Source organism: Ruegeria sp. CDSC068, from assembly GCF_059610545.1.
Window position 1 is genome coordinate 107,737 of the sequence record NZ_JBXWNV010000001.1, and the last position, 26,878, is coordinate 134,614.

27 protein-coding genes and 1 pseudogene are annotated in these 26,878 nt (G+C 55.2%); 10 read left to right on the forward strand and 18 right to left on the reverse strand.

The features are described 5' to 3' along the window. Positions 1-7 precede the first annotated feature (7 nt). From AC2FID_RS00460 to AC2FID_RS00470, 3 genes are read left to right on the forward strand one after another with little or no spacing between them, the layout of a single operon-like run. On the forward strand, positions 8-1,426 hold the full coding sequence (locus AC2FID_RS00460) for an aminobutyraldehyde dehydrogenase (RefSeq protein ID WP_496834905.1): 1,419 nt from the start codon (positions 8-10) through the stop codon (positions 1,424-1,426). After that, positions 1,426-2,166, forward strand: a complete 741-nt coding sequence (locus AC2FID_RS00465) for an SDR family NAD(P)-dependent oxidoreductase (RefSeq protein WP_496834907.1) — start codon at positions 1,426-1,428, stop codon at positions 2,164-2,166. The genes AC2FID_RS00460 and AC2FID_RS00465 overlap by 1 nt, the downstream gene beginning before the upstream one ends. After that, positions 2,166-3,098: a 3-hydroxyacyl-CoA dehydrogenase NAD-binding domain-containing protein gene (locus tag AC2FID_RS00470; protein ID WP_282168664.1), complete on the forward strand. Its 933-nt coding sequence runs from the start codon at positions 2,166-2,168 to the stop codon at positions 3,096-3,098. The genes AC2FID_RS00465 and AC2FID_RS00470 overlap by 1 nt, the downstream gene beginning before the upstream one ends. Here AC2FID_RS00470 and AC2FID_RS00475 read toward each other — a convergent pair. After that, positions 3,076-4,107 (reverse strand): GlxA family transcriptional regulator, encoded by a 1,032-nt coding sequence (locus AC2FID_RS00475; RefSeq protein ID WP_282150826.1) that lies wholly within the window; start codon positions 4,105-4,107, stop codon positions 3,076-3,078. The genes AC2FID_RS00470 and AC2FID_RS00475 overlap by 23 nt on opposite strands. A gap of 125 nt (positions 4,108-4,232) precedes the next feature. Between AC2FID_RS00475 and AC2FID_RS00480 the strand changes: the two are divergent. Further along, a pseudogene (locus tag AC2FID_RS00480) lies at positions 4,233-4,361 on the forward strand (IS6 family transposase); the annotation flags it as partial. A gap of 2 nt (positions 4,362-4,363) precedes the next feature. On the opposite strand, the gene AC2FID_RS00485 reads toward AC2FID_RS00480, so the two are convergent. The 6 genes from AC2FID_RS00485 to AC2FID_RS00510 are packed head-to-tail and all read right to left on the reverse strand — an operon-like array spanning position 4,364 to position 11,601. Beyond that, a complete protein-coding gene (locus AC2FID_RS00485; RefSeq protein ID WP_496834909.1) occupies positions 4,364-5,419 on the reverse strand; it encodes an ABC transporter ATP-binding protein in 1,056 nt (351 codons plus the stop codon). Beyond that, positions 5,419-6,666 (reverse strand): MGH1-like glycoside hydrolase domain-containing protein, encoded by a 1,248-nt coding sequence (locus tag AC2FID_RS00490; protein ID WP_496834911.1) that lies wholly within the window; start codon positions 6,664-6,666, stop codon positions 5,419-5,421. The genes AC2FID_RS00485 and AC2FID_RS00490 overlap by 1 nt, the downstream gene beginning before the upstream one ends. A 5-nt stretch (positions 6,667-6,671) precedes the next feature. Then, positions 6,672-7,880: a carbohydrate ABC transporter permease gene (locus AC2FID_RS00495; RefSeq protein ID WP_496834913.1), complete on the reverse strand. Its 1,209-nt coding sequence runs from the start codon at positions 7,878-7,880 to the stop codon at positions 6,672-6,674. After that, positions 7,880-9,112, reverse strand: coding sequence for a carbohydrate ABC transporter permease (locus AC2FID_RS00500; RefSeq protein ID WP_496834915.1), 1,233 nt, complete (start codon positions 9,110-9,112; stop codon positions 7,880-7,882). The genes AC2FID_RS00495 and AC2FID_RS00500 overlap by 1 nt, the downstream gene beginning before the upstream one ends. A 57-nt stretch (positions 9,113-9,169) precedes the next feature. Next, a complete protein-coding gene (locus AC2FID_RS00505; RefSeq protein ID WP_282168660.1) occupies positions 9,170-10,525 on the reverse strand; it encodes an ABC transporter substrate-binding protein in 1,356 nt (451 codons plus the stop codon). Beyond that, entirely contained in the window at positions 10,522-11,601 is a 1,080-nt protein-coding gene (locus AC2FID_RS00510) for a LacI family DNA-binding transcriptional regulator (RefSeq protein ID WP_282168659.1), read from the reverse strand. The genes AC2FID_RS00505 and AC2FID_RS00510 overlap by 4 nt, the downstream gene beginning before the upstream one ends. A gap of 224 nt (positions 11,602-11,825) precedes the next feature. Between AC2FID_RS00510 and AC2FID_RS00515 the strand changes: the two genes are divergently transcribed. After that, positions 11,826-12,086 carry a hypothetical protein gene (locus tag AC2FID_RS00515; protein ID WP_282168658.1) on the forward strand — a complete coding sequence of 87 codons (261 nt, stop codon included), beginning with the start codon at positions 11,826-11,828 and terminating at the stop codon, positions 12,084-12,086. Between the two features lie 550 nt (positions 12,087-12,636). Here the strand turns inward: AC2FID_RS00515 and ureG are convergent. From ureG to AC2FID_RS00560, 9 genes are all read right to left on the reverse strand, one after another. Beyond that, the gene (gene ureG / locus AC2FID_RS00520) at positions 12,637-13,266 is read right to left on the reverse strand and encodes an urease accessory protein UreG (RefSeq protein ID WP_496834917.1); all 630 of its coding nucleotides are present in this window, start codon (positions 13,264-13,266) and stop codon (positions 12,637-12,639) included. Next, positions 13,263-13,928 carry an urease accessory protein UreF gene (locus AC2FID_RS00525; RefSeq protein ID WP_496834919.1) on the reverse strand — a complete coding sequence of 222 codons (666 nt, stop codon included), beginning with the start codon at positions 13,926-13,928 and terminating at the stop codon, positions 13,263-13,265. The genes ureG and AC2FID_RS00525 overlap by 4 nt, the downstream gene beginning before the upstream one ends. Continuing rightward, on the reverse strand, positions 13,900-14,352 hold the full coding sequence (ureE, locus tag AC2FID_RS00530; RefSeq protein WP_496834921.1) for an urease accessory protein UreE: 453 nt from the start codon (positions 14,350-14,352) through the stop codon (positions 13,900-13,902). The genes AC2FID_RS00525 and ureE overlap by 29 nt, the downstream gene beginning before the upstream one ends. Before the next feature lie 28 nt (positions 14,353-14,380). Beyond that, positions 14,381-14,605, reverse strand: coding sequence for a DUF1127 domain-containing protein (locus AC2FID_RS00535; protein WP_109312318.1), 225 nt, complete (start codon positions 14,603-14,605; stop codon positions 14,381-14,383). A gap of 121 nt (positions 14,606-14,726) precedes the next feature. Further along, positions 14,727-16,487: an urease subunit alpha gene (ureC, locus tag AC2FID_RS00540; RefSeq protein WP_282118844.1), complete on the reverse strand. Its 1,761-nt coding sequence runs from the start codon at positions 16,485-16,487 to the stop codon at positions 14,727-14,729. Further along, complete coding sequence (locus AC2FID_RS00545; protein ID WP_496758136.1) at positions 16,462-16,794, reverse strand: urease subunit beta; 333 nt, start codon at positions 16,792-16,794, stop codon at positions 16,462-16,464. The genes ureC and AC2FID_RS00545 overlap by 26 nt, the downstream gene beginning before the upstream one ends. Further along, positions 16,791-16,952, reverse strand: coding sequence for a hypothetical protein (locus tag AC2FID_RS00550; protein WP_496760643.1), 162 nt, complete (start codon positions 16,950-16,952; stop codon positions 16,791-16,793). Before AC2FID_RS00550 ends, AC2FID_RS00545 begins: the two co-directional genes overlap by 4 nt. 18 nt (positions 16,953-16,970) lie before the next feature. Then, on the reverse strand, positions 16,971-17,273 hold the full coding sequence (locus AC2FID_RS00555) for an urease subunit gamma (protein WP_058276342.1): 303 nt from the start codon (positions 17,271-17,273) through the stop codon (positions 16,971-16,973). Position 17,274: 1 nt separating this feature from the next. After that, a complete protein-coding gene (locus tag AC2FID_RS00560) occupies positions 17,275-18,090 on the reverse strand; it encodes an urease accessory protein UreD (RefSeq protein ID WP_496724933.1) in 816 nt (271 codons plus the stop codon). A gap of 395 nt (positions 18,091-18,485) precedes the next feature. Between AC2FID_RS00560 and urtA the strand changes: the two genes are divergently transcribed. From urtA to urtE, 5 genes are read left to right on the forward strand one after another with little or no spacing between them, the layout of a single operon-like run. After that, positions 18,486-19,766, forward strand: coding sequence for an urea ABC transporter substrate-binding protein (urtA, locus tag AC2FID_RS00565; RefSeq protein WP_496834925.1), 1,281 nt, complete (start codon positions 18,486-18,488; stop codon positions 19,764-19,766). A gap of 59 nt (positions 19,767-19,825) precedes the next feature. Further along, on the forward strand, positions 19,826-21,778 hold the full coding sequence (urtB, locus tag AC2FID_RS00570; RefSeq protein ID WP_282168652.1) for an urea ABC transporter permease subunit UrtB: 1,953 nt from the start codon (positions 19,826-19,828) through the stop codon (positions 21,776-21,778). 3 nt (positions 21,779-21,781) lie between these two features. Beyond that, positions 21,782-23,011 (forward strand): urea ABC transporter permease subunit UrtC, encoded by a 1,230-nt coding sequence (gene urtC / locus AC2FID_RS00575; RefSeq protein ID WP_496834927.1) that lies wholly within the window; start codon positions 21,782-21,784, stop codon positions 23,009-23,011. After that, on the forward strand, positions 23,008-23,748 hold the full coding sequence (urtD, locus tag AC2FID_RS00580; protein ID WP_496834929.1) for an urea ABC transporter ATP-binding protein UrtD: 741 nt from the start codon (positions 23,008-23,010) through the stop codon (positions 23,746-23,748). Before urtC ends, urtD begins: the two co-directional genes overlap by 4 nt. 3 nt (positions 23,749-23,751) lie before the next feature. Next, the gene (urtE, locus tag AC2FID_RS00585) at positions 23,752-24,447 is read left to right on the forward strand and encodes an urea ABC transporter ATP-binding subunit UrtE (RefSeq protein ID WP_496834931.1); all 696 of its coding nucleotides are present in this window, start codon (positions 23,752-23,754) and stop codon (positions 24,445-24,447) included. Positions 24,448-24,873: 426 nt separating this feature from the next. On the opposite strand, the gene AC2FID_RS00590 is transcribed toward urtE, so the two are convergent. Next, entirely contained in the window at positions 24,874-25,818 is a 945-nt protein-coding gene (locus AC2FID_RS00590) for a hypothetical protein (protein ID WP_496834932.1), read from the reverse strand. 530 nt (positions 25,819-26,348) lie between these two features. After that, positions 26,349-26,768 carry a hypothetical protein gene (locus AC2FID_RS00595; protein WP_496834861.1) on the reverse strand — a complete coding sequence of 140 codons (420 nt, stop codon included), beginning with the start codon at positions 26,766-26,768 and terminating at the stop codon, positions 26,349-26,351. Between the last annotated feature and the right edge of the window lie 110 nt (positions 26,769-26,878).

Below are 26,878 nucleotides of genomic sequence, written 5' to 3' on the forward strand. Positions count from 1 at the left end.
GACGCTTATGCAGACGAAAATGTTGATCAATGGCGAATTGGTCGAAGGTACCGAAGAGGCGTTGGAAATCCTGAACCCTGCAACAGGCGAAATCATCTGCACAGTAAAAGAGGCCGGCGATGCACAGACCGAGGCGGCAGTGCGCAGTTCGGCAGAGGCATTTGAGACCTTTTCGGGTGCGACCCCCGCGGAACGCGCTGCGATATTGCTTCACATAGCTGAAGTTATCGAGGCGAACGGCCAGGAGTTGGCAGAACTTGAGAGCTTGGATGTGGGAAAACCCTGGCCATCGGCTCATGATGACGAAATGCCGCTGACGATCGATGTCTTTCGCTTTTTCGCCGGGGCTGCGCGCACCATGATGGGGTCTGCCTCTGGAGAGTATGTCGCGGGTCATACCTCGATGATCCGGCGCGACCCCATTGGCCCTGTCGCGGCCATAGCGCCGTGGAACTATCCGCTGATGATGGCGTCCTGGAAGATTGCCGCACCAATTGCAACAGGATGTTCGGTGGTGTTGAAACCTTCCGAGATCACGCCGCTATCTACTTTGCGACTTGCAGAATTGTTACAAGATGTTCTGCCAAAAGGCGTGCTAAACGTGATTCATGGTCGCGGGCTCGGCGTGGGAAATACCCTGATGAACAGCCCGCAGATGGAAGGGATCAGTGTTACGGGCTCTCCGGCGACAGGCATGGCTGCAATGCGGGCTGCTTCCCAGAAAATTAAACACGTTCATCTGGAATTGGGCGGCAAGGCACCGGTCATTGTCTTTGATGATGCTGATCTCGATGCTGTGGCCGAGACGATCCGATATGGCAGCTACTTCAATGCCGGTCAGGACTGCGCACAGCCTTGCCGCGTGATGGTTGCAGACAGTGTTTACGACAAACTTGTGGCTGCGATTGCCGATCAAGTTGACCAGATCCAGACTGGTGCACCGAAAGCTGAAGGAACGGAAATGGGCCCGCTTGTCTCTGCGGCACAGCGGGATCGTGTGGCTGGTTTTGTCGATCGCGCACGCTGCAGCTCTGAAATCGTTTCCGGTGGGTCGTCTGGCGAAGAAGACGGCTTTTTCTACCAGCCGACAGTCATTGCCAATGTCGACAACACTGCAGAGATTGCCTGCAACGAGGTCTTTGGACCTGTTGTAACTGTCTCTCGTTTTTCCGAGGCAGAAGATGCGTTGAAGATCGCCAACAACGGACCTTACGGGTTGGCCTCATCGGTTTGGACACGAGATGTTGGGAGAGCAATGCAAATGACGTCCAAGTTGCGCTATGGATTCACCTGGGTAAACACGCATGGGGTTGCGACCCCCGAGATGCCATGGGCCGCGATGAAAGGCTCGGGCACGGGCAGTGATATGTCGGTCTATGCATTGGACGCTTATACTGCGATCCGTCATGTCATGGTGGCACACTGATGCGGTTGGCTGGAAAACGCGCTTTTGTCACAGGCGGCAAGCAGGGCATTGGGCGGGGTATTGTTGAGGCGTTCTTGGCTGAAGGGACCGCTGTCACTACCTGCGGGCGCGGCCCTCAACCCGATGATCTGCCGGAAAATGTGGTTTGGTACACACTGGATGTGTCCGACGCCGAAGCGGTTGCAGAGATCGTCAGTATAGTCGGTGGGACTGATATCCTTGTAAACAACGCCGGCGTTCAGGTCGAAAAAACTGTTACCGAAAGCTCGGACGCGGATTGGGACTTGGTGATGGGTGTAAATGCGCGAGGCGTTTTTAACTGTTGTCGCGCCTTCATTCCAGAAATGTCGCAAGGTGGCTCGATCATCAACATCGGTTCGATCTCGGGCAATGCCGCGGACCCATCGATGGCGCTCTACAATGCGTCAAAAGCGTTTGTGCATGGGCTCACACGCTCTATCGCAGTGGACCACGGACCAGCGGTGCGCTGCAATGCGATCTGCCCGGGATGGATTGAAACAGGCATGCTGGACGCAGCGTTCGACCTCGCGCATGACCCGGAACAGGCCAAATCCGACGCGCTGGCTCGCCACGCGGTCAAACGCTTTGGCAAACCTGCCGATATTGCAGCGATGGCTGTGTGGCTGGCCTCTGACGACTCGTCTTTTGCAACCGGCCAGTTGTTCACGGTGGACGGTGGCCTGACGGCGGCCTCCCCCCTTAATCCTGGACTGTTATGATGTCAGAAATTGAAAGAACCGCCATTCTTGGAGCCGGTGTGATAGGGGCAAGCTGGGCCGCGTTGTTTCTCGCCTCGGGCCGTAGTGTGACCGTCTTTGATCCCGATCCGAATACCGAAGCATCCGTTCGCTCTTATGTCGAAAAAGCCTGGCCGGCACTGGACGAGTTGAACCTCACAGATAGGGCCACACCCGACGCTATCACTTTCGTTTCAACCGCCGAGGCGGCTGTCCAGGGCGCACAATTTGTTCAGGAGAACGTGCCAGAAAGACTGGCAATTAAGCATTCGACCTATGCCGGGATTGAGCCAGAGTTGAACCCTAACGCAATAGTTTCAAGCTCAACTTCCGGCCTGACGCTTGAAGCTTTGCAAGAGGGATGGCGCGATCCCAGCAAATTGATCCTAGGTCATCCATTTAACCCACCGCATCTCATCCCATTGGTCGAATTGACTGTCAACGATTCCACCGGTTCAGATGTCTTGGACCGCACAGAAGCTTTCTACAAAGACATTGGTAAGATCACGATCCGGATCAAGAAAGGCATGCCAGGACATGTCGCGAACCGTTTGCAAGCCGCAGTTTGGCGCGAGGCCGTTCATATGGCGGTCGAAGGTGTTGCCAGTGTCGAAGACATCGATAAAGCGATGTGGGCTGGCCCGGGACTGCGATGGGCGGCGATGGGTCCGACAACCCTTTTTCACTTAGGCGCAGGCGATGGTGGCCTGCAGGCTTTCTGTGACCATTTCAAAGACACATTCAATGGCTGGTGGGACGACCTGGGCGACCCTCGTCTTGATGAGGATGTCATCAATAAACTGGTCGATGGCATTAACGATCAAACTCAGGGGCAAAGTACCGAAGAGTTATCAGCGCAACGCGACAAGATGCTTACAGCGATGCAAAAAGCTACCCAACACTTTCGGACTTGATGTCGGGATTGAACATTGGCCAAGCGCGAAACTCGAACGGGGTGCGGCCTTCAATGCGATCCGCACTGGGTGTCAATCCAAATCGTTTGCGGTATGCCCGGCTGAAATGAACCTGTCCATTAAACCCTGATGCTTCCGCAATCTCGCTGAACTTAAGCTCAGTTTGCGTCACTAATCCGCGCGCGCGATCAAGGCGAATGTCGCGGTAATACTCGATCGGTGACTTATGGACATATTGCTGAAACAATCGGCTAAGTTGTCGTTGCGAAATCTTCAACCTCGCTGATATTTCAGGGATCGACAAAGTGGCTTCCAAGTGCGCCTCCATCAAATCGATCGCGTCCCTTACCACTCCAGAGGTGACGTAACCCAGCGGCTCCATGTCTTTGGGGTTCTGTGATTGGCCTTCTCCGCGCACATTGTGATGAAAAAGGTATCGAGCAGATGCATTGGCGATACTCTCACCAGCGACAGAATGTACAAACCGCAATCCCAGATCGGTTGCTGCAGAACCCCCGCAACAAGTGAAAATCTTTCCATCCATAATAATCATGTTCTCTGACACGGTGGTGTCATGGGCCGTTTCGGCAAAGGCGTCGATGTGTTCATAGTGAACCGTTGCGGTCTTTCCTTTGAGTAGTCCAGCCGTCGCAAGTACAATCGCGCCGGTATCCAAACCACCAACGATTGCTCCACCCGATTCCCATTTCTGTAGGGCTACCTTGAACTGAGGTGTCCCGTGACGCTCAGGTGTCCAACTAGTACTCACCAGAACCATCCAAGGCTTGCGCCTCACCACCTCCGCCAATGGGGCAGTGTCAACGACCAAGCCACTGCTGGATTCAATTGGACCACCGGGGTCTGAGACATAGGTCCAAGAAAATCGAGCTGAACCCGTCAGGTAATTTGCTACTCTGAATGGATCCACGAAAGACGTTGTCGCCGAAACATTAAAATGCGAACTCACCAAAACAACTATGTCTAACTTGCGATCTATTGGCTGCGTCATGGCCGATTTTGTAAAACAGCGTCCAAAATTGTCAATTATGTTCCGGAAATACGCAAAAGACACCAAAGGGCATTGTCAGAGGAAACCGGCTTGAGGCGGGTAGGGTGGTTTCGTCGCTTCGCGGGATGACAAGACGCTCGCGCTTCCACTACTTCAAAACCAGCCCTGAGATCATCCGCCTGATGTTGATGATGTATGTTCGATTTCCGCTGTCACTTCGCAACGTCGAAGACCTGCTGCCTGAGCGTGGCATTTGCTATTCATGCCCCAGAGCCTGCCCGTTTTCGTCAAAAAAGTGCAGTTTGTCGGTCGGGAAGTGCAGACCAATCTTCGCCCCAGGCTTAAGGTCCGTATCACCGTTAAGTCGGACGGTTACCTTTTCTTCCACGCCGCAATCAACAATCAGGAAAGTGTCTGCACCCAGGTATTCGATCACCTCGATTATCCCATCACTCTGACCCTCACCCGCGGCAACCACCTCGATGTGTTCAGGACGAACACCCAACTTCTCGGCAACACCTGGCAGAGCAAAATCACCGCTTCTGCCGTATTCCAGGGTGTATCTGCCCGCCTGCGTGGAACACGGAAGTACATTCATCTTCGGGCTGCCGATAAACTGTGCGACGAACAGGTTGGCCGGGTGTTCGTAAAGCTCGCGAGGCGTACCTACTTGAGCGATTTTGCCATACTCGAGAACAACAATGCGATCCGCGAGTGTCATTGCTTCAACTTGATCATGCGTGACGTAGATCATCGTACGCTTGAGGCTTTGGTGAAGTTTGGCGATCTCATACCGCATCTCAACCCGAAGCGCTGCATCTAGGTTTGAAAGCGGCTCATCGAACAGGAACGCCGTCGGATCGCGTACGATAGATCTTCCGATGGCCACCCGCTGCCGCTGACCGCCGGACAGGTCCTTTGGTCTGCGCTCAAGGAACGGTCCCAGCTTGAGAACTTCGGCGGCCCGGTTGACCTGTTCGGCTATCTCGACCTTAGGTACCCCTGCAACTTTCAGAGAGAACCCCATGTTTTCAGCAACCGTCAGGTGCGGGTATAGCGCATAGGATTGGAACACCATCGTCAGCCCGCGTTTTGAGGGCGGATGATCTGTGACGTCGCTGTCACTGATCAACAGAGATCCGCGCGAGATGTCCTCGAGCCCACCAATCATGCGCAGCAGGGTGGACTTTCCGCAGCCGGACGGGCCGACGAAGACAATGAACTCACCTTCCTTGATCTTGAGATCTACGCCCTTGATAACCTGCGCCGAGCCGAACCATTTTTCGACTGACTTTAGTTCGATGCTACCCATCAGGCCCTCCCTGCCCAGTGAAGCCAGACGGCGGCTGTCCAGGTGAATGCCTGGCCACCCGCAGGGCTGCCGGTTTTTGGGTCGAAGTACTCTGCGAACCCATAGCCCGATATCAGTTCGGCAGTTTTCTGGCGCAGCTGTTCTGCCTGTTGTGCATGCCCCATATCCGCCAGGCCAAACCCGATCATCATGTTCATGAAAGCCCAGGTCGGACCTCGCCAGTACCGACGTGCGTCGAATTTCGGCATGTCCGGATCATAGCTTGGAACGGGGTAAGGCACAGTTTCCAGTACTGATTTCAATCCTTTAAGCATCCGATCAGACTCCATGCCAGCGTACCAACACAAGTATGACGCGTTGGAAATACTCTCGGCCATCTCCCCGGTATGCGCGTCACGGGAGTCGAAGCTCCCTAGGTCATCGTTCCAAAGCGAACGCGCGCCGGATTCCAGCTTTTCAATGTCCTCACTCAGGCCCTCGGCCTCCAGTTCGAGCTTCTCGCTGATCATCAGCACGTCCCGTGCAGCACGAAGAGTGGTGAACGTCATAGTGGGATCGGCGACGCGGAACGGGTTCAGGGACAACAGGGCTTGCTGGTCCCATCCCGCATCTCTGCCGATCTGAACCAGCTTGATGTATCGGTCGTAGTCGAACTTTGTGGGTCGGTCGTCGCTGTTCACGTGGCTGGTGTCGCGGCGCTGGTATTCTCCAACATCCGATGCATCCATGCGCGCCATGGAGTTGTCCCAATCAGGTGCGTTGTCGCGACCTGCCTCCCACGGATGGGTCGTGCAAACGGCACCGAATTCATCCAGGCGCCATTTCATAATCCAACGATGCCACGCCAACAATTTAGGGAACAGCTCCTTCATGCGAGCATCCCCAAACGCGGTATCCTGTTCCCAGATTTTACGTGCCATGGTCGCGGCAATGGGGGGTTGGATGATGCCCGAAGACGGGATCGGGCCATTGCATCCCCAAACATCGGGACCGGGGAAATACCCTTCATCCTGCTGGTGGAACAGGATATGCGGAACCATGCCATCTTCCCATTGCCCGGTGAACAGCGTCTCGATCTCAGTCCAGGCGCGATCGAGGTCGAATTGGGCAAAGCCAAGCGCGGCAATCGCGCTGTCCCAGTTCCACTGGTATGGGTACAGCCCCTCGGTAGGAATGGTGTAGCCGCCGCGATCGTTGGCATTCAGGATATTGCGCGCTTCGCGATCGGGGTTCGTATGTTGGTTCATCTGTGTCATCCTTTGACAGACCCCGCTGTGAGGCCCTTGGTCATGAAACGTTCAAGCCCCAGGAACAGCGCCATGATCGGAACGGTGGCGATCACCGCACCGGCCATCAGGTGCTGACGGGGAATTTCTGAGGAGTTCAGCATCGTGACCCCTCGGGTCAGAGTGAATTTCGACGGGTCGTCCAGCAGCATGAAGGCCAGCAGGAATTCATTCCACGCGATCATGAAGACATAGAGCGAGACTGAGGCCAGCGCGGGCAGGCTGAGGGGCAGGGTGATCTTCCAGATCACCGCCAGGCGCGACAGACCGTCCATCAGCCCGGCTTCCTCCACCTCGGTCGGCAGGCCCCGGAAATAACCTTGCAGCATGTACAGGGCCACCGGGATCGTGGTGACCGGATAGATCATGACAATCCCGAGGATCGAGTTGCGCAGCCCTGTCAGCGAGAAGGCGATATAGATCGGTAGTGCCAGAACGATCATCGGCACCATGTAGATCAACAGTATCGAACGCGAGAACGCCTTTTGACCCTGAAACCGGAACCGCGCCACCGCGTAAGCTCCGGGCACGCTGAACAGTAGCGTGATGAATACGGTCAGGACCGAGACATAAAGCGAAGTCCATAGGTATGTACCGAAATTGAAGTCACGAAACAGCTCGGTGTAGCTGCGGAACAGATCGGCGCCTTGGGAGAGGTCGACGGAGAAGTCCAACGGGTTCTGCAGCAATGCCTGTTGAGATTTCAGGCTGGTCATCACCATCACGTAGAAGGGGATCACGACGATTGCCGTGAAGAAGATGTACCCGAACCCTGTGAAGAAGCGGATCACCGCCTCTTCGTATTCATGGCGCGTGAGCTCTCCGAAGGGCGTTTCTTTAAGGATCGCCGCCAGGGAAAGGTGCATGACGATGGCCATGGCGACAACTGTGACCACAACAGCCTGCTGGGATGTGTCCGAGCCGATCAGAACCGGACCAAACCCGGTCAGCCCGGACAGGCCCAGAAACGCCGATATGCCGAGGCGGGCCGAAGCATGCTGCGCAGGAAAGCGGACATAGATCAAACCGGCGACTGCACCCCAGATCAGGCAGAGCAGAACTTGTGGGCGAAAAGCGGCCCCGGTTGAAAACGACATGGTGATTGCCACCGTGGTTGCGATCACCACTAGCCAGATTGCGCCCAGTACCGGGGCAGTAAGATACCCTTTGCGCATCACAGACCCTCCTCACGGCTGATGAAGCGGAAGAAGACAAAGCTGAAGGCGATCAAGCACACCAGGATCACAACGGCCACCGCCGCACCGGCACCGATGTTCGAGATCGCAAAGGCCTGCTCATAGACATTCACGGTAAGCGTGCGGGTGCCCGCATTGCCGCCGGTCAGCAGAAAGATGTCGTCGAACTTATTGAACGTCCAAATGAAGCGAAGCAGGAACAGCACTGATAGAATGCCCAACAGTTGCGGGATGCTCAGCAGCCAGAACTTCTGGAACGGCGAAGCTCCGTCCATATCCGCCGCCTCATACATGCTGGAGTCGATGGACTGCATCCGGGCCAGGATGAACAGGAACGACAGCGGGAAGTAGCGCCAGATTTCGAACACGGTGACCATGATCAGCGCCAACGGGCGTTCACCGAAGAAATTGATTGGCTCGCTGCTCAGCCCCATCTGCACTAGCAAAGCGTTAGCGGAACCTGAGAAAGGGTCAAACAGCGTCACCCAAGTGAATGCGACGGCGATGACGGGGGCGACATAGGGGAACAGGTAGAGGCCACGGATGAAGCCTTGTCCCCTAAAGCTTTTGTTCAGCAATAAAGCGGCGAACAAGCCCATGACCAAAGCGCCAATCGTGCCGAAGACTGTGTAGAACAGCGTGACCCAGAGAACGCCCCAGAATTCCGAACCATCAAAGACACGTGCAAAGTTTTCCAGGCTGAACTCAAGGTTGGTCAGAACGTTTGGCCCGCTTCCTGTGAGGCGAGGCTCGGATTCTTCGACGAATTCCTCGAATGCTTGGAGATCTCCGTCGACCGTGACCGGGATGCGGATACGCTCACGCTGACCGCCGTCCAAGGTGCCAAAATCGCAAAACAAATCCCGCCCCTCAAGGACGCAGGGCTCGACGATTTCTCCGGCGGCGATGCCATCTGGCAGCACATCACTCAGGGTCACGCCTTCAACGGCGATTTCCTGGCTGGAGTTGCGCAGGCGGTATTCGATCCGCAGATCGTCACCAGAGCCGCGCAGGCTTTCACGGACAACCGGAGCAGGCGGGCGCAGGTCGGACAGGGTAAACGGTTTGAAGCTGATCCAGATGATCGCCAGCAAGGGCAGGATCACCACAAGCGACACGCTGATCACGGTCGGAGCCAGCAGCGCCCAAGCCAGACGCGCCTCGCGTTTGGCAAGAGCCCCGGTTCCGGTCGGTGGGGTGGCCGAAGACATGGAATACCTCGAAGGGTTGCGAGCAGCGGCGCGAACGCCGCTGCAGGTGCTGGTTGATTACTGAACTTTGGCCAGCTCTTCGTTCATAGCTGCAACTGCGGCAGCCGCGTCAATCTCATCGTCGATATACTGCCGGACCACGCGGTTGATGGCCTGAGAGTTGATCATCTTCGACGCCAGCGCCAATTGACCTTCAGCCACGCCCCAGCGCTGTGCAACGTCCAGACCGCCCACGATTTCGTCGATCATGGCTTGGTCATAAAGCTCACCCAGAGGGGCCTTGCGGTCAACGCCTACAGGCAGCTCGGCCCATGCTTCAGAAAAGGCTGTCGGATTGTCGGCGTTGCCGCGACGAACAGGGAATTTGCCCTCAGGCGCAATTGCCAGAGTTTGGGTGTACCCGTCATCCATCGCGAATTTCACGAATTCCATCGCGGCGTCCGTATCCGCATCGTTGGTAATGCCGAAATACCGCACATCGCCCCATGCTGCGCCATCCGGGTTGGACGGGCCAGAGAAGTTGGTCACGATTCCAGTCTTACTCGCCAATTCGCTTGAGGTCGGATCGTCGCTAATTGTTGGCGGAGCGCTGTCCCGCAAGCCGGCCAGTTCATCCAGAATGAAGGGCGACCAAATGATCATCGCGGCCTTGCCGTCGAAATACAGCTCTCGCGATTGCTTCCAGTACAGCTCACCCGGAGGCGACGCTTTTGAGATTGCTTTGTAGAAGTCCAGAACCTCGGTTGTCTTGGCCTCATCCAGTGGCTGGAAACCATCAGCGCCAACCGGCGAAACGCCATTGGCGAGGAACACATGTTCCAGCACCTGGCTCATGAAGTTCTCATCAACTTTGGTCGCGGCGACAAAGCCGTACATTTCCGGCGGGTTGTGCAGTTTTTCCAGCGCAGCCAATACGCTGTCAAATGAGTTGGGCGCATCCAGCCCGGCATCGTCAAACAGGTCTTTGCGATAGACAACCATTTGCGTCCAACCATCGACAGGTACTGAAGCTGTTTCGTCATTAAAAGCCGCCATACCCAATGCGCCGGGTGCAAATGTGTCGGCGCCCAGCTCTTCGATCACTTCTGTCGCAGCTTCGGTGTCAAGGATACCTGCTTCGGCCCAAGGCAGCGCGTATTGCAATGGATGATAGACCACATCAGGCAGATCCCCCGCTGCGAAAGCTGCGGTAGCTCGTGTGCCCAGATCGGTTTCGGTGACCGGAATTACCTCAACTGTGGTGCCGGTTTCCGCTTTAAACTGGTCCGCCATTTCCTGCTGCTTTGCGAGCCGTTCTGGTTGCTCCTCAGTTGTCCAGAAACGAATTGTATCTGCCTGTGCTGATACGGCTGCCAGCGCCAGCGCCAGCGATGTGCCAAGCATCAGTCGAGATGCCTTTGATGTAAGTTTCATGATCGGTCTCCTCCCCGATTTCCATTTGTGTATTGTGTAATTTTTCGCGCCAACTCTTCAGGTGTCAGGCGCGGTGGTCCATCAGAATTCCGTTCCAAAAGAACGGCTTCGCCCAGCTCACGCAGGCTTTCCGGTGCTTCTCCACGGGTTTGCCGTATGAGCATTTCAGCAAGGCGTTCGCCAGCCCGCTGTGAATCGACGCTGAATGTCGTAAGACCCGGGCTGACGTATTGGCTTTCGGGTATGCCGTCATACCCAAGGATCGAGACGTCCTTACCGATTTGCAGGCCAAACTCGGCGCAAACAGTGTATGACCCTAATGCGGCCAGATCAGTCGCAAAGACGATCCCGGTCGGTGGATTCTCCAGTTCCAGCAAAGCTCGGGCTTGGACTGCCCCTTCATCACGGGTGCGCGCGCCCTCGCGGATCAGTTCAGGATCGATAGGTAAGCCAGAGGCCTTCAGACCTTCGAGATAGCCATCGCGTCGAAGGTGGCTGTAGTTGAATTTCGGATCGCTGCCGACGAAGCCGATGCGACGATGGCCAAAACCACTCAAACGACTGACCGCGCTACGAATTGCCGTTTCACCCGAGATATCAAACCAAGATGTATCGTCGTAAGGGTCCGCTTGCCCGTATCCCGTTCGACCGTAGAGTATGAATGGAACATTCAATGCGCTTAGATACTTGATACGAGCGTCGTCGACTTCCGTTCTGGGCAGAATAAACCCATCGGCTTTGCGCTCTTCCACAAGGCGCCCCAGAACGTTGAGCATATCCTTTTCGGACTTGGCCGTTGAGATAGTCATAGTCCAATCGAATGCGCTGGCACCTTCACAAGCGCCCGCCAGAAAGTCCTGCAGAAACGGATTGTGCCGGTCCGGTTCCCCGCTGTTAATGACCATCGCAATTGCACGTACTTTCCCTGTGCGGATCGCCTGCGCGTGGCTGAGCGGGCGATAGCCCATCTTTCTTGCAGTAGATTCGACCCGTTTTCTGGTGGTCTCCGAGATGTCGGAATACCCGTTCAAAGCACGCGACACGGTGCTCTTTGAAAGACCGAGGTGATCAGCCAACTCGTCCAGCTTCACCCTTCGGGAGGAGGGATCGCGGCGGAGCGAAGATTCGCGCTTCGGTAGACTGGGATTCGTTCTCATTCCATTATTTGTTCGCTCCGAAACCGGTTTCGGCAATCAAAAAATCGAAAAACTCCTCTGATTACTCGTTTGACCGCGCTAAACCTCCGGTGCTCTGATGTTCACCTGTTCTCTGACAGTTCGATAATTTATGACTTGTTTGATTGGCAGGGGACGTCCACATCAACGGCCTCTTCGCGGAAATGATGAAGGATCTGGACGCCGATCATAGCGAGGACGTACTCGTGGTGATTGATCAGACCTATCTGCAGATGGACGCACGTCGTCCAACCCTATGGACTAAAGGGACAAAGAGGGCTGTTCGGCCGAACCAAAGGCAGCGCAAGCTCGAAGCAAAAGGCCATCTGCGACAGCCAGGGACAGCCGCTGAACGTCTTCGTGACCACCGGTCAGGTCAGGAATAACACCGGTTCGATGAAGTTCGTGTGCGGAATGTCGGCTTTCCGCCCTGCCGGTGGATGGCTTTGCGCTTGCGGCAGACTATTCGCCTATGCATCGAACGACAGGTTGGTGGCTGCTATCCTTTGTTTAGTCCAGCAGATTGCAGACATGGCGAATGACGGAAAGGTCCGCAAAACAGACATTGAGTTGAATTCTAGAAACGACTGCTCCGAACCCGCAACAAACGTCGCAATTTCGCGACTTGCGTGCCCTAAACGGAGAAATTTCTGCAAAGGCACGAACGACCAAGACGCAGCGCTGCAGCGATGCCGAACTTTCGCGCATCAGGCAGAAATATCTGATGGCGGAACCAGCGTAGCGCGTAACAAATCGGCCCCGAAGAATGGTATGGTTTCGGATAGTTGTTTAGCTTGGCTAGAGCATTTCGTATACGGACAGCCGATGAGTGAAGACAAAAACTGCCACCCAGACAAACGTTGAAATGAAAGACTGTACTTTCGGCCTCTCCAATCGAGTTTAGGTGCTGACAATTTGGCATCTCTATTCTGGAAGCTAAGTCACTTCTGAAATCATTACCCCCCCTTGCTTCACCAGGAGGTCAACAATTGCGCTAATCCCCTTTTTGTAACGAAGGGACGTGAACAAGAAAGGCCGCCCTTTGCGCATTATGGCTGCATCTCTTTCCATGACCTCCAATGAAGCGCCAACATGTGGCGCCAGGTCGGTTTTGTTTATGACCAGGATGTCGGATTTTGTTATTGCTGGTCCGCCTTTTCGCGGGATTTCCTCTCCAGCGGCGACGTCGATCACATAGATTGTAAGGTCTGCGAGTTCCGGGCTGAAAGTAGCCGACAGATTGTCGCCACCGCTTTCGATCAGAACGATATCAAGATCTGGATGGCGTTCCTGCATTTCAGCGACAGCGGCAAGGTTTATCGATGCATCCTCGCGGATTGCTGTATGTGGGCAACCGCCCGTTTCGACGCCGATAATCCGATCTTGGGGAAGGACCTGCATGCGCACCAGCGCTTCGGCATCCTCCTGCGTATAAATGTCATTGGTGATGACGCCCACTGAACAAGCATCGCGCAGGGCTTCAGACAAGGCAGCGGTCAATGTGGTCTTTCCGGCTCCAACCGGACCACCGATGCCAACGCGAAGAGGGCCGTTCATACTGCTCATGTTCGGAATATCCTTGAATACTGTATTTCGTGTCTCATCGACGCGATGTCCGTCAGGAACGCAGTCGAACTTAGTTCTTCTAAACCTGCCAATTGCGCCTTTTCGGCGATATGAGCACATTGCGGTGTCAAATTACGGATCAGTTTCTGAGCGTCGGTTTGCCCCAGCGGCACAAGACGCGTTGCACAAGCGACCAAGTTGCTTGCGAATGCTTGTAGATACATCTTCGTCGTCAGCAGTAGGGGGAGGTTTTGCAGACGCGCGGCGTGGCCCACCGACACTGGGTAGGAAAGCTGTTGGATGTCTAAATCCCAGACATCTCCTGTGACAGTTCCGAACGCCTGTCCCAGCAGTTCGGTTTCCATTTTCCTTTCGGATGACGCGCAGATAGCCCGTGCCTTGGCATCGATGCTAAAAAGTTCATCTTTGTCCCGCGCGTTGTATGCGGACACCACGAACAGAGCATCATTCCATCCAGATCCGTGTTCCTGCGCATCTGAAATCCAGGCTTCGGCGTCTTGGGAACTGGCGACCGCTCCTTCGTCAATTGCAGCTTCCAACCCATGAGAATAGGCAAAGCCCCCCACAGGGTATGCCGGAGACAACCACTGGGTCAGCGTCAGGACATCGGCGTCAGTGGGCGTGGCCATGTGTCCTGCCATGGCCATAGGCTCCGCCTTCGGGGTTGAACGGTTCGTGCACCTCGCGCACTGTGGCTCCGATTTTCAAAAGCATGTCTCGGATCACATGATCGACCTGGATCAGCAGACGGTCTTTTTCGATCTGGCAGGGCGTGTGGCGATTGCCGATATGCCACGCGATGCGTGTCAGGTCCGGAGCGGAAACCTCTAGCAGTGCTTCGGGTGCAGCCTGTATTTCCACTTCGCGACCGTCGTCCAGAACCAACGTGCCACCGTGGTTCAACGAGGTCGTTTGCGACAGATCGACGAGAATTTGTTCGCCACTTTCACAGGTCAGAACCTTGCGACGCAAAAACCGATCGTCATAAGTCAGCGACAGGCAATCTGCGGAGTCGCCGTGCATATGATCCGAGTAACGGCGTGCGGTGCAGAGCAGGGCGGTCATACCGTCGCCTCCTCTGGAGCAGAAATGGTCAGAGCCAGATTGAATCCGCAAACACCCGGTGCACGATCCGTTCGCGTGATAGGCCGCGTTTTTTCAACTCTTCGTCGCTGAGCGATTGCAGGAATTCGACTTGCCGAACGCGTGATTGAGCTTCGGCCACACTGATCAGAGCCCCGTAGACTGATGCTGCGATGGACGCGATCAGACCGGGCAGCGAAAAGCGTGCGTGAGATTGTGTTGCTGAGTGTGCCATTTGGACCCTCGTAAACGTTGGTCCTCCCTTGGGCATTAATATCTGTCATATCGGCCTCACTTTGAAGTGGGTGTTTGGTCATTTCTGGGTTGCGCGCGGTGCAATGCAGCGTAATTTTTAGTCAGAACATAAAGTATCGCTGTGCCATTGGCAGCACTTCGGCGGGTTGGCAGGTCAGCAATTCGCCATTTGCCCGGACTTCGTAGGTTTCTGGATCAACTTCGACATGAGGTGTCGCGTTGTTGAGCAGAAGATCCTGTTTGCCAATCTCTCGCGTGTTTTGGACAGCGACGGTCTGCTTTGCCAATCCAAGTGTATCACCGATCCCGTCCGCCAGCGCGGCTTGCGAAACAAAGGTGATGGCCGAGTTTTCAACGGATCGACCATAGGCACCGAACATTGGCCGACTATAAACCGGCTGCGGGGTAGGAATCGAAGCATTCGGATCACCCATCTGTGCACAAACGATGGTGCCGCCCAGCAAAACCATCTCAGGCTTCACTCCAAAAAAGGCAGGGTCCCATAGGACGAGGTCGGCGCGTTTTCCTTCCTCGATACTGCCAATCTCGTGACTGAGGCCATGGGCTACGGCAGGGTTAATCGTGTACTTGGCGATGTAACGGCGAACGCGCAGGTTGTCGTTGTCACCGGATTCCTCTGGCAGGCGGCCTCGCTGTTTCTTCATCTTGTCAGCCGTTTGCCACGTACGGATCAACACCTCGCCCACGCGGCCCATAGCCTGACTGTCGGACGCGATGATGCTGAACGCGCCCATGTCGTGCAGGATATCTTCAGCCGCGATGGTTTCACGCCGGATGCGGCTTTCAGCAAAGGCCACGTCCTCGGGGATGGATTTGTCCAGATGATGGCAGACCATCAGCATGTCGAGATGTTCCTCGACCGTGTTCACCGTAAAGGGCCGCGTCGGGTTGGTAGAGGAGGGTAGGACATGGTCCTCACCGCAGATTTTGATGATGTCGGGGGCGTGGCCGCCGCCCGCGCCTTCGGTATGGAAGGCGTGGATAGTACGACCCTTTATCGCGGCAACTGTATTTTCAACAAACCCGGATTCGTTGAGCGTGTCGGTGTGGATCATAACCTGAACGTCCATCGCATCAGCGACCGAAAGGCAGCAGTCGATGGCCGCAGGAGTCGTGCCCCAGTCCTCGTGCAGTTTCAGAGCACAAGCTCCGGCTCTGACCTGTTCCTCCAGAGCCGCGGGAAGCGAAGCATTTCCCTTGCCCGCAAAAGCAAGATTCATGGGAAAAGCATCTGCCGCCTGCAACATCCGGCCGATATGCCATGGGCCCGGTGTGCATGTGGTCGCCAGAGTGCCATGTGCCGGGCCAGTGCCGCCACCGAGCATGGTCGTCAGGCCAGAATGCAGCGCGTCGTCTATCTGTTGAGGGCAGATGAAGTGAATATGGCTGTCGAACCCGCCAGCCGTCAGGATGCGACCCTCGCCAGCGATGGCCTCTGTGCCGGGGCCGATGATGATGTCTACACCGGGCTGCGTATCCGGATTTCCGGCTTTGCCGATCTTGGCGATGCGCCCGTCCTTTAGGCCGACATCCGCCTTGTAAATACCCGAGTGATCCACGATCAGAGCATTGGTGATCACCGTGTCCACGGCCCCCTCGGCTCGCGTGGCCTGTGACTGCCCCATCCCATCGCGAATGACTTTGCCACCACCGAATTTAACCTCTTCACCATAGACATCTTCGCGGTGGCCGGTCTCGCTGAAACGCGCAGTCGTTGCGCGCTCCACGATCAGGTCTTTTTCTACTTCGATGATCAGATCGGTATCTGCCAATCGTACTTTGTCGCCGACCGTGGGGCCGAACATGGAGGCATAGTCACTCCGACTGATCTTGCCCGGCATCTTTCAAAGCCCCCATGATATGCATATTGAAACCGTAGATGTGCCGGCGCCCCTCAAATGGCACCAGCATAACTTCGCGAGTTTGCCCTGGCTCAAATCGCACCGCAGTGCCCGCCGGGATGTCCAGCCGCATACCCAAAGCTGCATACCGATCAAAATCCAGAGCCGGGTTTGCTTCGGAAAAATGGTAGTGGCTGCCGACCTGTATTGGTCGGTCGCCGGTATTGGCGACAATAACAAGACGGCTGCTGCGTCCTGCGTTCAGCGTCAGTGAGCCTTCGGCCGGAAAAATCTCACCCGGGATCATTTCGGCAGCTTCAAAATCACGGTAATGGCGATGATCGCAATCAAAGCCAACCCAACTGCGAGCGCGGCGTAATCACTGCCATGAGCGTGAACTTGGGTATCCGAATGGGCCATGGCCGGACCAGCCAGAATGAGAGCGGGAAACAGCATACGGTTCATGGAGAACTCCTTTAGAAATTAGCGAATGGGGTTGTGGACAGTCACAAGTTTTGTGCCATCCGGGAAAGTGGCTTCGACCTGTACCTCGTGGATCATCTCGGGCACGCCTTCCATGCATTGGTCACGGGAGATCACTTCAGCCCCGGCTTGCATCATGTCCGCGACCGAACGGCCATCGCGCGCGCCTTCGACCACGGCGTCGGTTATCAACGCAATGGCCTCGGGGTGGTTCAGCTTAACGCCGCGGGTCAGCCGTTTTCGAGCGACCTCGGCGGCCATGGCGACCAGCAACTTGTCTTTTTCTCGAGGGGTCAGGTTCATGTCAGAGCATCCAGCATCGGGGTAAAGTGTCTTTGTTCAGTCGGCGTAGAACTGGTATCAGCGTTCGCCGCAAAGCAAAGCTGTTGTCCGCCAGAATGCGAATGACCAATAGGTCTTTCCGGATCAGGGTTGCACCGGCGGTGTCCGGTAGCATTTCCCGGACAGGTTTTAGATGACCTTCGGCGGAACTCGACGCTAAGACGATTAGCGCCATCGCCCCTGCGCCGTTCGCAATATGCGGCTTGGACAAATGCGTATGCCAATCACCTGAGAACCTGATCGCCTCGAGAAACACTGGCGTGTCCTCGCGGCGAATCTCGATTCTATCGCGCAAGCGGATGCCGGTCAGCGTCTCGCCCATGGCAATGCGCCCAAAGACCAGCGGCTCGACCATCAGCATTTCAGCATCAAGCCCCATGTCGATCCTGAGGCGTCGGTCCAAAGCACTGCCGTTGTACAGGATGGTTTCCTGCGGCAGCCAGTTCAGCCGAGCGCCATCCTCAACCGTCAAATGGTTTGTAATCTGGCCCCATTCTTTGGGCTGGGCTTTGTAGGCGCGCTCGCAGGCTTGTGTCGTCAAAGTCAGCGCCGTGCATTTTGCTGCCTTGCAAGAAAATCGGAATGAATCGCCTCCGGTCACGCCGCCCGCCGTGTTCAGAAGAACCGCATCAAGATCAGGTGGGATCGTTCTGGGGAACAGGCATTTAAAGGACCCAGACTGGCGAAATCTGTCCAGCACAGTTCTGTTGCCCAATTGCTTGGTGCTTAAGCTGACAGTGCCTGCAGCACGTGGCGGTACCGCGCTGTGCGTGGGCAATATGGCTGCAACTTGTGTAATAGGGCACCTTTAGCGCGTCGTTTGGTGCCACCTGTTTCTCTATTGAAGTGTCGGAACACTAATCTGCAGTGTCGGAATCTGCTTATTTCCACATCGTGTGTCTAAATTTTAGACAGCAACGTCCGACTTAGATGAAAAAATATGCGCTTCTCGCCGATTTCCCAAATTGGGCTAAAGGTAAGTTGCCAACCTTGCTGCAATGCAGAAACCGTATGGGTGCCACCGCGGAGATGACCCGGGGGTGTGTGACGGCTGCGCGAATTGGACCTCGAACACAACCGCCACACGGAACGCAACAACAGTTGCGGGGATCAGGTAGAAGAAGAGTGTGCCTTTGCGCAAGCCCTCTCTCCCGGCCCCGCCAGGAGGATTACATGAAATCGCTCAAATCCACGCTCGCCGGATCGGTTGTATTTGCTGCCATAACCACCGCTGCCTTATCTGCCGAAGACACGATCAAGGTCGGAGTGCTGCATTCGCTGTCGGGTACGATGGCAATCTCGGAGACTACTCTGAAAGACACCATGCTGATGCTGATCGACCAGCAAAACGCTAAAGGTGGTCTTTTGGGCAAGCAGCTTGAGGCCGTTGTTGTGGATCCCGCATCGGATTGGCCGCTGTTCGCGGAAAAAGCGCGTGAGCTGCTGACCGTCCACGAGGTGGATGTGATCTTTGGCAACTGGACTTCGGTCAGCCGCAAATCAGTACTGCCTGTGATCGAAGAGCTGAATGGTTTGCTGTTCTATCCGGTTCAGTATGAGGGCGAAGAAAGCTCTAAAAATGTCTTTTACACCGGTGCGGCCCCGAACCAGCAGGCGATCCCAGCGACCGATTATTTCCTGGAGGAACTGGGGGTTGAGAAGTTCGCTCTGCTCGGGACGGACTATGTCTATCCCAGGACCACCAACAATATTTTGGAAAGCTACCTTAAGCAAAAGGGTATTTCGGACGCGGATATCTTCGTCAACTACACCCCCTTTGGCCATTCTGACTGGTCCAAGATCGTATCTGACGTCGTCGCACTGGGCGAAGATGGCAAAAAGGTTGGTGTGATCTCGACCATCAACGGAGACGCCAACATTGGTTTCTATAAAGAACTGGCCGCAGCTGGCGTTTCGGCAGATGACATTCCTGTCGTGGCCTTTTCGGTTGGTGAGGAAGAACTGTCCGGTCTGGATACCGCGAACCTCGTCGGCCATTTGGCGGCTTGGAATTATTTCCAGTCGGCGGATACTGATGTGAACGCCGAATTTGTCGAAACCTGGAAAGCGACCATGGGTGACGAACGGGTGACCAACGATCCTATGGAGGCGCATTTTATCGGCTTCAACATGTGGGTGAATGCCGCGACCGAAGCCGGCTCGACCGAAGTAGACGCTGTGCGCGCCGCCATGTACGGGCAGGAATTCCCGAACCTGACCGGAGGTACAGCTGTGATGTTGCCGAACCACCATCTGGCTAAGCCGGTTCTGATTGGTGAGATTCAGGAAGACGGTCAGTTCGACATCATCAGCGAAACGGACGTTGTGCCGGGCGATGCATGGACCGATTTCCTGCCTGAATCGGCAGTGCTGAAGTCGGATTGGAAAGATCTCGGCTGCGGTATGTACAACACCGAGACCGAGAGCTGCGTTCAGACTTTGTCGAACTACTAAATCGTACGCAAGGCGGGTGTGATCGCCCGCCTTGCCCAAAGACACGCGGGTTTCACCACATGTTAAGACTATTCCTTGCGGGCCTGGCAATTCTCTTCGCCTGCCTGAACGCCAACGCGCAAGAGGGTGGCCTGCAGCCGATCTTGCAGGATCATCAGGAGATCATTGTCAAAAGCTCGCGCAAGACGATCAAACCGGCGATTGATGCGCTTGCCGCCACTGGGCTGCCGCAAGCGCAGGTGATGCTTGAGACATGGGCCGCCAAAGACATGTGGATGCGCAAGTCTGACGGTCTGTTCTTTGCCGGAACAAAGGCCGAAGGGCGGTTGTACGAACTGACCGATTTCGACACGGGCGAAGTGGTCGGCACGTTTGAGAAATCCGACCTGAAGCAATTGAAACCCAACAGCGGTGTCCGCGCTATGATCGGGACAGCTCTGGTGCAGTTCCAGTTGACCGACCCGGATCGAAAGAAGCGCCTAGCCGCACTAAAATCCATTCAACGTGATCCCGAAGGCGCGCTGCTCGAACCTCTTCGTGCCTCGATCGAGGACGAGCCACATGGGGATTTGAAGGCCCAGAAGCAACGGCTCGAACGGCTGCTGACGATTGGATATGACGAAGACGTTGCGGCCCGCGTGGCTGCAATTGAAGAGATGTCGAACGATCTGGGTGTCGACGTCCGTGCGGCGCTGAACCCGTTACTCGTGACCTCACGAAAGACCGCTGCGGACCTGCCATCGGATGTTAACGTCGCCATCATTTTGGAACCCGGATCAGACGCTTTGTCGCGGGATGACGCATACCACCTGTTGGTCGCGAGTGACTTGGCAGCGCCCCCAGTGTCGCCTGACGACATTCGCGTGGCTTTGGCTGCGAACATCAACGGTGGCCGCGTAGGGGGTGTCCCGGTCGCGCAACTGAACAACAATACTGCGCGCACGCAAGCCTACAGCATTTTGGCTGAAGCCGGACTTGTTCCTGCGCTGGTAACTGAGGCCGATATCGACACGGCGCTGGGTGCACATGTGTTCTTTGAGACTTATGCCGAGCCGTCCGTCGAAGTAACCGCCGCTGCCGAAAAAGCGCTAAAGAAGATCGAACTGAAAGTTGGCCTAAACCAAACGCTCGACCTGACGTTGGATGCGGTCTCTTTGGCCTCGATTTATTTCCTAGCCGCAATTGGTTTGGCCATCACTTTCGGAGTGATGGGTGTAATCAACATGGCCCATGGCGAATTCATCATGATGGGAGCCTATACGGGCTATGTCGTTCAGCAGTACGTCCCCGACCATACGGTATCGATCATCGTTGCCATCCCAATGGCCTTTGCCGTCACGTTTGCCATGGGCGTCGCCATGGAGCGTCTGGTGATCCGCTGGCTTTATGCCCGCCCGTTGGAAACACTGCTGGCGACCTTTGGTATCTCGATTGCCCTGCAGCAACTGGCGAAGAACATCTTTGGTACACAGGCCCGCCCTCTGACTGCTCCGGGCTGGCTGGACGGTGCCTGGGTGATGAACGATGTGGTTTCGATCAGCTATATCCGCATTGCGATCTTCGTGCTGGCGCTGATTTTTCTGGGGCTGTTCCTTTACATCATGAAACGGACAAGGCTGGGGCTTGAGATGCGAGCGGTCACGCAGAACCCGCGCATGGCGGGGTCGATGGGGATCAATCCGGGGAGGGTGAATATGCTGACATTTGGTCTGGGTTCTGGCATTGCCGGGATTGCCGGGGTCGCAATTGGCCTGTTCGCAAAAGTCACGTCGGATCTGGGCAACGACTACATCGTGCAAAGTTTCATGACCGTAGTTGTCGGTGGTGTCGGCAACATCTGGGGCGCGCTGGCAGGCGCGGGGATGATCGGGTTCCTGCAAAAAGGGATCGAGTGGATGAACCCGTCGAACACGCTCGCGGCGCAAACCTACATGATCATCTTCATCATCATTTTTATCCAATTTCGACCACGAGGCATTATTGCCCTCAAAGGTCGCGCGGCGGGGGATTGAGCCATGGAACCTAGTTTTGTTGCTAAGAACCCATCTGTGTTGGTCTTTCTGGCCATCCTGTCGCTGTTCACGCTGGGTGTAACTGTCCTGTCCGAAGGGTTCGGGATCGGTGTGATCTCAACCAGTTTCGTCAAAACGCTGGGCAAGACCCTGTGCCTGTGTTTGATCGCTGTCGCGATGGATCTGGTTTGGGGTTTCACCGGCATTCTATCACTAGGCCATTTCGCTTTCTTCGGGCTCGGTGGCTATATGATCGGCATGTGGCTGATGTACGAACGCACTCGGCTGATCGTGGTCGAGTCATTGTCACAAGCCGACATCCCGCCAACGCCTGCCGAAGTTGTGGACGCCATCGGCACTCAGATTTTCGGCGTAGTCGGATCATCCGAATTCCCGCTGATTTGGGCATTTTCGCACAGCTTGACGCTGCAGTTGATACTGGTCGTTGTGGTGCCTGGCCTGCTGGCACTGATCTTTGGCTGGCTGGCCTTCCGCAGTCGAGTGACCGGTGTCTATCTGTCGATCCTGACGCAAGCAATGACGCTGGCTCTGGCTTTGTATCTGTTTCAGAACGACAGCGGGCTGCGCGGCAACAATGGCTTGTCCGGCCTGCAGAACCTGCCCGGTGTCACTGTCTCTCAAGACGTTGTTTCGCTCTGGTTCCTATGGGCTTCGGCTTTGGCGTTGGGACTGGGTTACATGCTGGCGGCATGGATCGTGTCGGGCAAGTTCGGCTCGGTCCTGCGCGGCATTCGAGACAACGAGGCGCGAGTTCGGTTCCTCGGCTATTCGGTCGAAGCCTACAAGTTGGCTGTCTTCACCCTGACGGCTTGCATCGCCGCAATCGCGGGTGCGCTATATTATCCGCAGGCTGGCATTATCAACCCCGAGGAGATGGCCCCCATCGCCTCAATCTATCTGGCCGTCTGGGTCGCTATCGGCGGGCGGGGCCGGCTGTATGGTGCGGTCATCGGCGCGGCTTTTGTCAGCCTGCTGAGCACGTGGTTCACGGGCGGGCAGGCCCCGGATATCCCGCTTGGCTTTTACACGATCAAATGGGTCGACTGGTGGCAAGTGCTGCTGGGTGTGTCCTTTGTGCTGGTCACGCTGTTTGCTCCACAAGGTATCGGAGGTTTGTTCGACTTGTATACCAACCAGCGTCATCCCGATCGGCATGGTGCCAATCTGGGACCCGATGAAAGCGCTTTGCGTGAGAAAGAGGCTAGCCTATGAGCACCTTGTTAGAGGTAAGTGGCGTATCGGTTACCTTCGACGGGTTCCGCGCCATCAACAACCTGTCCTTCCAGATTGGTGACGCAGAGCTACGTTCCGTGATTGGCCCGAATGGGGCCGGCAAAACTACGTTTATGGACATCATCACCGGCAAGACCCGACCAGATGAGGGGCGGGTCATATGGGGTGAAAAGTCCGTATCTTTGTTGGATATGACCGAGGCAAAAATCGCGCAGGCGGGAATCGGGCGCAAGTTTCAGAAGCCTACGGTTTTTGAGGATCAGTCCGTGCGCGATAATCTACTAATGGCGCTAAAGAAAAATCGTGGCTGGGTTGGTGTGCTGCTTTACCGTCCGTCCAAAAGTGATTTGCAGAAGGTCGAATACCTGGCCACCGAAATTGGGCTGTATCAGGAACTGAGCCGGAAGTCAGGTGAACTGAGCCACGGGCAAAAGCAATGGTTGGAAATTGGCATGCTGCTTGCGCAGGACCCACGTCTGCTGTTGGTTGACGAACCCGCCGCAGGCATGACCCCGCAAGAGCGCGAACACACCACAGACTTGCTAGTTCAAGCTGCAAAGACCCGCGCGGTTGTGGTTGTTGAACATGACATGGAATTTGTCAGGCGCCTGAACTGCAAAGTCACGGTTTTGCATGAAGGATCCGTGTTAGCCGAGGGCAGTCTTGATCACGTGACATCAAATCAGGACGTCATCGACGTCTATCTGGGGCGCTAGAAAATGTTGAAGCTGACCGGTCTGACTTTGCACTATGGGCACTCGCAAATCCTCAACGGGATTTCCATGGAAGCTTTACAGGGTGAAGTAACGTGCGTCATGGGGACCAACGGTGTCGGAAAAACCAGCCTGATGAAGGCAATCTCAGGGGCGCATCCCCGTTCCGGTGGCGAACTGGAGCTTGACGGAAAGCAAATGGGTATTTTGCCTGCTCATCAGATGGCCTGGAAAGGTGTGGCATATGTCCCCCAAGGTCGCGAAATTTTCCCATTGCTTACAGTTCGAGAAAATCTGGAAACAGGCTTCTCCTGTCTGCCTGCCAGCGAACATTTCATCCCGGATAATATATTTGATATGTTCCCGGTCCTCAAAAAAATGCAGAACCGGCGCGGGGGCGACCTTTCCGGCGGGCAGCAGCAACAGTTGGCCATCGCACGTGCACTGATCACAAGACCGCGCCTGCTGCTGCTGGATGAGCCAACCGAAGGTATTCAGCCGAACATAATCCAACAGATTGGAGAGGTGATCCGGCACCTCAGAAAGACGAGCGGAATGGCAATTGTCTTAGTCGAGCAGTATTTCGACTTCGCCTTTGACCTTGCTGACAGGTTTGTCGTGTTGCGACGCGGAGAAATCCTGGTCAAAGGCTCACGAGGTGACCTGACGCGTGATCAAGTGTTGCAGGCCGTAACAGTTTAGCACTGTTCCGTGTAGTTGGCTTCGAATTAGATTCATGAAGCCCAAATCACGTTCTGCACTGAAGCTGGGGACATGGTTTGATCCTCCCAATACGTTCAAAAAAGAAATGCTTAGTTTTGAGATGCTGTCGTTCGATGCCTCTTGTCTTGATGGGTGTGTACTTTCAGACAGATCAACTGGCTTCGTGTACTACTGAGGTTCAAATTGGGCATTGTCAGAGGAAACCGGCTTGAGGCGGGTAGGGTGGTTTCGTAGCTTCGTGGGACGACAAAAACCATTCCACTTCGATACTTCAAAACCAGCCCAGAGATCATTAGCCTACCCGCCCCCAAGAGGACGTTTGACAAATACGCGCATACGTTTTCGTTAAGACCGAAGCAAAAACGCGTGAGTGTAGCGCGCTTAGGTTCGCCTGCTAAGTTTAATCTACTTGCAGATCGGCAATTCCAGTGGCGGTTGATTGGGCAAGGATGCCCTCCAACTGTTTATGATCGGTTGGAGGCTGCTCTTGGGCCAAAACTTTGGTGCGCCGATTGCTTGTAGGCAAGCTGCGTTCCAATAAACTCCTGCTCGCGATAGTGATTTTCCTTTTTTTACCGCCTTGGCGACAGCGTTGATGTCTTTGGATTCTGGGTAGATATAGAGGGTCGTCGGGTTCCCTTCTACAAGCGCCAGGATTTCTTTAGAGGCGGACTGTGACCAGGTTGTACAACCATTGCTGCGACCACCCGTGTAGTTCACAAGCCTTCCGTAGGGGACAAAGCCGTCGTTGTCTGCATGTGTGCTTTGTGGGTTTTTGAACCTGCATTGCCATTTTAGGAAAACGGCGGGATGGCCCCCGATAGCGCGCTCCCGAGCATTGCTCGTTTCTCCTTGGCCATCAAACAAAAGGAACGTGCGGAAGAACGGCTGCGTTTTGCCGGATTGACTGTAGTAACCCTTGAATGACGTGCGGGTTTCAGCCGTCACATAGGCACCGCCGGCGGTTAGTTTCGATCCTTCTGCATTGCTGAAGTTCTTCGCGCATTGCCGACCATTCGAAAAATTGGCACGCTTGAGTTTTCGACCATTGCCGTAGCCGGACGAGACTGCTCGGAAGGACTTTTGCGACTCGCAGATGACGTAAAACCGCTTGCCGGGATTGCCGTTTCTTGTGGTACTTGGGCGGGTCGCATCTTTGGCAAGATAGCAGGGGTTCCTTACCTCGCCTCGACGTACTTTCTCTTTGTAAAGCGCTCGCGCCCTTTTCAAAACGATCGGGGCGATTTGCCCGTCACCCGTACCCACGTGCTTTTGTAACCACGCCGGGACATCTTGTGATATCGCTTCAACCCGGTCGGGCAGGGCGCCTGCCGCGATGGCAATTGTCATGGCGGAGAGTGCAAGACGGAGTGAATTCGGTAGCACCGGGAGGTCTCCTGCTAGAATGTCCTCGGGGCCAGTCTACCACAAATCCCATGCAATCGGATGCCAGCCAAGTGTACAAACAAAGCTTCCTGTTGCCTCAAATCCCGTTTTACGTTTCGAGGGGCTTGTCGTTCATCTTGAACAAAAGTGCTGCGACGTTGCATAGGTGTCTGGTCACTCGGAGGTCGAATTCCAAGTGAATGCCATGACTACTCGCCGAAAGTCTCTGTCGGTAACCGCAATGGCTGATCCGCACACTGCGCGGGGACAAACGGTTGCGCTGAATGATGGGGCAAGCAGTCTTCCGCAGTTGCACTCTCTTCAAATTCAACACGGAGACGAGGTCATTTTGCTCAAGCGCAACATGGCGCTGGCTTGGATAGGTTGGCCAATCTGAAGTTTTGTTCGAAAAGCATTGTGGCTCTGTTGCTATGGACGGCAATAGATCAGCAGGAAATCCCACCCGTAGTCGAAATTCCTTGTTGGGAACTCATTTAGTTGAGAAAATCTTCACCGAATTTACTTGCCACGTCGACCACACGGTTATCGTCAGTTTGAATGGAGTTCGCGGGATTGCCTCCTCCAAGTTCAGCCTTAGGGGAGGTCATCCAAAAAGCTCGTTGCCAGGGCGTCAAATCGGCCGGCAGCGCCTTTAACACAGTTTCCATCAAGGGAAGCGGAGTTCCGTCTTCTGCGAACTGAAAAGATGGGTACGCGTTGATGCCTTCATATGGGACAGAAAAAACCTTTCCGGTCCTCTTCCAGATCTCACCTATTCGCGTGATTTGCCAGGAACCTTTCTTCCACTGCGCATGAACAGATCTATTGTCCAGCAACGGATATTTCCGGGCAAACTCATCTTTGCGGATGTCATCGACCGCGCAAAACGGTTCTTCGAACTTGGTAAAATACATCTTCTAACCAACAACACTTGTTGAAACACACAAGTCCATACTGTCAGAAACCCAACTTCTTGAAAGTAAGATTGTTCACACATTGCAGCACGATCTTTAGTGAGGGTTAA

Coding starts and splice junctions, on each gene's coding strand:
- AC2FID_RS00460 (WP_496834905.1), top strand. CDS start 8: ATGCAGACGAAAATGTTGATCAATGGCGAATTGGTCGAAGGTACCGAA.
- AC2FID_RS00465 (WP_496834907.1), top strand. CDS start 1,426: ATGCGGTTGGCTGGAAAACGCGCTTTTGTCACAGGCGGCAAGCAGGGC.
- AC2FID_RS00470 (WP_282168664.1), top strand. CDS start 2,166: ATGTCAGAAATTGAAAGAACCGCCATTCTTGGAGCCGGTGTGATAGGG.
- AC2FID_RS00475 (WP_282150826.1), bottom strand. CDS start 4,107: ATGACGCAGCCAATAGATCGCAAGTTAGACATAGTTGTTTTGGTGAGT.
- AC2FID_RS00485 (WP_496834909.1), bottom strand. CDS start 5,419: ATGGGTAGCATCGAACTAAAGTCAGTCGAAAAATGGTTCGGCTCGGCG.
- AC2FID_RS00490 (WP_496834911.1), bottom strand. CDS start 6,666: ATGAACCAACATACGAACCCCGATCGCGAAGCGCGCAATATCCTGAAT.
- AC2FID_RS00495 (WP_496834913.1), bottom strand. CDS start 7,880: ATGCGCAAAGGGTATCTTACTGCCCCGGTACTGGGCGCAATCTGGCTA.
- AC2FID_RS00500 (WP_496834915.1), bottom strand. CDS start 9,112: ATGTCTTCGGCCACCCCACCGACCGGAACCGGGGCTCTTGCCAAACGC.
- AC2FID_RS00505 (WP_282168660.1), bottom strand. CDS start 10,525: ATGAAACTTACATCAAAGGCATCTCGACTGATGCTTGGCACATCGCTG.
- ureG (WP_496834917.1), bottom strand. CDS start 13,266: ATGAGCAGTATGAACGGCCCTCTTCGCGTTGGCATCGGTGGTCCGGTT.
- AC2FID_RS00525 (WP_496834919.1), bottom strand. CDS start 13,928: ATGGCAGGACACATGGCCACGCCCACTGACGCCGATGTCCTGACGCTG.
- ureE (WP_496834921.1), bottom strand. CDS start 14,352: ATGACCGCCCTGCTCTGCACCGCACGCCGTTACTCGGATCATATGCAC.
- AC2FID_RS00535 (WP_109312318.1), bottom strand. CDS start 14,605: ATGGCACACTCAGCAACACAATCTCACGCACGCTTTTCGCTGCCCGGT.
- ureC (WP_282118844.1), bottom strand. CDS start 16,487: ATGCCGGGCAAGATCAGTCGGAGTGACTATGCCTCCATGTTCGGCCCC.
- AC2FID_RS00545 (WP_496758136.1), bottom strand. CDS start 16,794: ATGATCCCGGGTGAGATTTTTCCGGCCGAAGGCTCACTGACGCTGAAC.
- AC2FID_RS00550 (WP_496760643.1), bottom strand. CDS start 16,952: ATGAACCGTATGCTGTTTCCCGCTCTCATTCTGGCTGGTCCGGCCATG.
- AC2FID_RS00555 (WP_058276342.1), bottom strand. CDS start 17,273: ATGAACCTGACCCCTCGAGAAAAAGACAAGTTGCTGGTCGCCATGGCC.
- urtA (WP_496834925.1), top strand. CDS start 18,486: ATGAAATCGCTCAAATCCACGCTCGCCGGATCGGTTGTATTTGCTGCC.
- urtB (WP_282168652.1), top strand. CDS start 19,826: ATGTTAAGACTATTCCTTGCGGGCCTGGCAATTCTCTTCGCCTGCCTG.
- urtC (WP_496834927.1), top strand. CDS start 21,782: ATGGAACCTAGTTTTGTTGCTAAGAACCCATCTGTGTTGGTCTTTCTG.
- urtD (WP_496834929.1), top strand. CDS start 23,008: ATGAGCACCTTGTTAGAGGTAAGTGGCGTATCGGTTACCTTCGACGGG.
- urtE (WP_496834931.1), top strand. CDS start 23,752: ATGTTGAAGCTGACCGGTCTGACTTTGCACTATGGGCACTCGCAAATC.
- AC2FID_RS00590 (WP_496834932.1), bottom strand. CDS start 25,818: ATGACAATTGCCATCGCGGCAGGCGCCCTGCCCGACCGGGTTGAAGCG.
- AC2FID_RS00595 (WP_496834861.1), bottom strand. CDS start 26,768: ATGTATTTTACCAAGTTCGAAGAACCGTTTTGCGCGGTCGATGACATC.